This is a genomic window from Streptomyces poriferorum (assembly GCF_019399235.1).
Taxonomy (GTDB): domain Bacteria; phylum Actinomycetota; class Actinomycetes; order Streptomycetales; family Streptomycetaceae; genus Streptomyces; species Streptomyces poriferorum.
In genome coordinates this window covers 1-4,035 of sequence record NZ_JAELVH010000448.1, presented here as the reverse complement: position 1 = coordinate 4,035, position 4,035 = coordinate 1, and the positions used below count along the sequence as shown (strand labels likewise).

Annotated in this window: 3 protein-coding genes and 1 pseudogene; 2 read left to right on the top strand and 2 right to left on the bottom strand. The window is 66.5% G+C overall.

All coding sequences use genetic code 11. The features are described 5' to 3' along the window. Window positions 1–169: 169 nt before the first annotated feature. Window positions 170–403, bottom strand: a complete 234-nt coding sequence (locus JGS39_RS38065; protein WP_018517946.1) for a PTS sugar transporter subunit IIB — start codon at window positions 401–403, stop codon at window positions 170–172. Between the two features lie 222 nt (window positions 404–625). Here JGS39_RS38065 and JGS39_RS38060 point away from each other — a divergent pair, with 222 nt between their 5' ends. After that, on the top strand, window positions 626–1,936 hold the full coding sequence (locus tag JGS39_RS38060) for a PTS transporter subunit EIIC (protein ID WP_219574344.1): 1,311 nt from the start codon (window positions 626–628) through the stop codon (window positions 1,934–1,936). Window positions 1,937–2,199: 263 nt separating this feature from the next. Next, window positions 2,200–3,450: a PTS transporter subunit EIIC gene (locus JGS39_RS38055; protein ID WP_219574343.1), complete on the top strand. Its 1,251-nt coding sequence runs from the start codon at window positions 2,200–2,202 to the stop codon at window positions 3,448–3,450. Between the two features lie 62 nt (window positions 3,451–3,512). On the opposite strand, the pseudogene JGS39_RS38050 reads toward JGS39_RS38055, so the two are convergent. Next, a pseudogene (locus tag JGS39_RS38050) lies at window positions 3,513–3,842 on the bottom strand (MBL fold metallo-hydrolase); the annotation flags it as partial. Window positions 3,843–4,035 lie beyond the last annotated feature (193 nt).

Sequence of the window (4,035 nt, the reverse complement as noted above, 5' to 3'; positions counted from 1 at the left end):
GATGTGACCCACCGCTGAACCCGACCGGGCCAACCACCCGGCACACCGCAGGCCCCGCCCACCCGGACGGGGCCTGCGGCGTACCCCGGCACCCCCGGCCCAGGCCCCGTCCGGGTGGGCGGGGCCTGCGGTGTGCCGGGTGGTTGGCCCGGTCGGGTTCAGCGGTGGGTCACATCATGTCTTCGATGTCGGCGGCGATGGGGTCGGCGTCGGTGCCGATGACGACCTGGATCGCGGTGCCCATCTTGACGACGCCGTGGGCTCCGGCGGCCTTGAGCGCGGCTTCGTCGACCTTGCTCGGGTCGATGACCTCGGTGCGGAGGCGGGTGATGCAGCCTTCGACCTCTTCGATGTTCTCGATTCCGCCGAGCCCGGCGACGATCTTCTCAGCCTTGCTGGCCATGGCCTTCTCCCTGGTTCTTCACGTACATGCGACGGCCCACCCTGGGTCCGTTTCGTCACGGTAACGCACGGTTGGCCCAACTTCGCGAGCGAGTAGCCGATCCATCACCAAAGATGACGATCACCGGCGCCCTGTCTTCCGGGCGGGCTCCGCACCGTACCGCAACTGGTCTACACCAGTCTGCAACACCCGCCAAACGTGGCCCGTTCCGGGAGGACGCCGATGAGCTCAAGCAGCGCAGCGATCCCACAGAAAAAGTGGTGGAACGGCCTCTTCCAGGGCCTGCAGAAGATGGGGCGCAGCCTGCAGCTCCCGATCGCCGTCCTGCCGGCGGCAGGCATTCTGAACCGGCTCGGCCAGCCGGACGTGTTCGGCGACGAGGGTCTCGGCTGGAACAACATCGCCAAGGTGTTCGCGGCCGCCGGTGGCGCGCTGCTGGACTCGGGGCTCGGTCTGCCTCTGCTGTTCTGCGTGGGTGTCGCGATCGGCATGGCGAAGAAGGCGGACGGGTCGACGGCACTGGCCGCGGTGACGGGTTTCCTCGTCTACTACGCGGTGCTGCACGCGTTCCCGGTGGACTGCGACAGCGGTTCCACGTTCGTCTCGGGCGGCACCTGGTTCGGTACGTGCGTGACGGACGACGCGCAGGTGACGGCGGCCGAGTACCAGAACCCGGGGGTGTTCGGCGGCATCGTGATGGGCCTGATGTCGGCCTGGTTCTGGCAGCGGTATCACCGGGTGAAGCTGGTGGACTGGCTGGGCTTCTTCAACGGCCGCCGGCTCGTCCCGATCATCATGGCGTTCGTGGGTCTGCTGTTCGCGGCGCTCTGCGCCTGGCTGTGGCAGCCGGTCGGTGACGCGCTGACCAGCTTCTCGGAGTGGCTGGTGGATCTGAACTGGCTGGGCTCCGGAATCTTCGGCATCGCGAACCGCGCCCTGCTCGTCTTCGGGCTGCACCAGTTCCTGAACACGTTCGTCTGGTTCCAGTTCGGTGACTTCACCAAGCCGGACGGCACGGTCGTGCACGGTGACATCAACCGGTTCCTGGCGGGTGACCCGACGGCCGGTCAGTTCACGACGGGCTTCTTCCCGATCATGATGTTCGCGCTGCCTGCGGCGGCCCTGGCGATCTACCACTGCGCCAAGCCGCATCGCCGCAAGGCGGTGGGCGGCCTGATGGTCTCGGTCGGCCTGACGTCGTTCGTGACGGGAATCACGGAGCCGATCGAGTACTCGTTCCTCTTCGTCGCGCCGCTGCTGTACGCGATCCACGCGGTGCTCACCGGTGTGTCCATGGCGCTCACCTGGGCCCTCGGGGCGAAGGACGGCTTCAGCTTCTCGGCGGGTCTCATCGACTACGTCATCAACTGGAGTCTGGCGACGAAACCCTGGCTGATCATTCCGATCGGGCTGGCGTTCGCCGTTGTGTACTACGTCATCTTCCGGTTCGCGATCACCAGGTTCAACCTCCAGACGCCGGGCCGTGAGCCCGACGAGGTGGAGGAGGAGATCGAGAAGGACCTCACGAAGTAGCTGCTCGGCGGGGGTGCGCCCCGCTCGGCCAAGGCCCTCGGACCCTACGGTCCGGGGGCCTTCGGCATGTCACTGTGCGTGCGTGATGGCTGCTGCGAAGTAGTCGGAAATTGCAGGTTCCTTATCTAACCCTCACCGTGCTACAACTGGTCTACACCACTCAGTGGTCCAGACCACGTGCCGTTTCTGCGGCGCGTTTCTCGAGTCGTCGCCCACCCCAAACACCCTGTCCCTGGCGGCGCCTTGCCTACTGGAGGAAGTTGATGAGTACGGACACCGCTACGGCGGCTCCCGCGAAGAAGCGGGGCTCCGGCGTGTTCCAGGGCCTGCAGAAGGTGGGACGCAGCCTCCAGCTGCCGATCGCCGTGCTGCCGGCCGCGGGCATTCTGCTCCGTCTCGGCCAGCCCGACGTCTTCGGTGACGACGGTCTCGGCTGGCACAAGGTCGCCTCCGTGTTCGCCACCGCGGGCGGTGCGGTCTTCGACAACCTCCCGATGCTGTTCTGCATCGGTGTCGCCATCGGGTTCGCCAAGAAGTCGGACGGCTCCACCGCGCTGGCGGCCCTCGTCGGCTTCCTGGTCTACAGCAACGTGCTCAAGGCCTTCCCGGTCACCGAAGCGGTGATCCAGAAGGGCGCGGACACAGCGGCGACGTACAACAACCCCGGTGTCCTCGGCGGCATCCTGATGGGTCTCGTCACGGCGATCCTGTGGCAGAAGTTCCACCGCACCAAGCTGGTCGACTGGCTCGGCTTCTTCAACGGCCGCCGCCTCGTCCCGATCATCATGGCCTTCGTCGGTGTGATCTTCGGTGTCTTCTTCGGCCTGGTCTGGGAGCCCATCGGTGAGGGCATATCCAGCTTCGGCGAGTGGATGACCGGTCTCGGTTCCTTCGGTGCCGGACTCTTCGGCCTGATCAACCGCGCTCTGCTGCCCGTCGGTATGCACCAGTTCGTCAACACCGTCTCCTGGTTCCAGCTGGGCGACTTCACCGACGCCACGGGCGCGGTCGTGCACGGCGACCTGAACCGCTTCTTCGCCGGTGACCCGACCTCGGGTCAGTTCATGTCGGGCTTCTTCCCGATCATGATGTTCGGCCTCCCGGCCGCCGCCATCGCCATCGCCCACGCCGCTCGCCCCGAGCGCCGCAAGGCCGTGATGGGCATGATGATCTCCCTCGCGCTGACCTCGTTCGTCACCGGTGTGACCGAGCCGATCGAGTTCTCGTTCATGTTCATCGCGCCGGTCCTCTACGCGATCCACGCGGTTCTGACCGCCCTGTCGATGGCCATCACCTGGGCGCTGGGCGTGCACGCCGGATTCACCTTCTCCGCGGGCTTCATCGACTACGCGCTGAACTGGAACCTGGCGACCAAGCCGTGGCTGATCATCCCGATCGGCCTGGTCTTCGGAGTGGTCTACTACGTGCTCTTCCGCTTCGCGATCACGAAGTTCAACCTCACCACCCCGGGCCGCGAGCCCGAGGAAGAGGTCGAGGACCTGACCAAGGCGTAAGCCGGGTCCGTCCCACGACAGCTCGAAGCCCTCACCTTCCGGCGGGAAGGTGAGGGCTTCGAGCTGTCGTGGGACGGAGCTTCGTGCGCGGTGGTGAGCCGCTGCTCCGTGCCGTCGGGGCCGTAGACCGGGATGCGGGCCGGGCGCCCGCCGTCGGGCGGGTAGTACCGGACGACGAAGTACGCGCACATGTCGATGCAGTGATCGGCATGGAGGTGGCTGAGGAAGATGGCGTCGAGGTCGTAGAGACCGACGTGGCGCTGCAGCTCGCCGAGGGCGCCGTTGCCCATGTCGAGGAGCAGCCTGAAGCCGTCGGCCTCTACGAGGTAGCTCGAGCATGCCGATCCCGCGGACGGGAACGAGCCGGAGCAGCCGACGACGGTGAGCTTCATGGAGCGTGAACCTCCGAGACGTGGGAACGGGGAGGGTTCGTGCGGTTCGTTGAGCGGTTTGTTGAGCGTAAGGCGCGAAAGAGGTGGTCGCTCCTTCGGAGTGTGCCGTTGTGGGGGAACTCACCTGTGCTGTCACCGGTTCGATGGAAGCGTGGCGGCCCTGGGGGCGCGGGTGGGGGCGCGCCTGCGGCGG

What these genes read in the sequence shown, in the direction of transcription:
- JGS39_RS38065 (WP_018517946.1), bottom strand. Translation starts at nt 403, where the DNA reads ATGGCCAGCAAGGCTGAGAAGATCGTCGCCGGGCTCGGCGGAATCGAG.
- JGS39_RS38060 (WP_219574344.1), top strand. Translation starts at nt 626, where the DNA reads ATGAGCTCAAGCAGCGCAGCGATCCCACAGAAAAAGTGGTGGAACGGC.
- JGS39_RS38055 (WP_219574343.1), top strand. Translation starts at nt 2,200, where the DNA reads ATGAGTACGGACACCGCTACGGCGGCTCCCGCGAAGAAGCGGGGCTCC.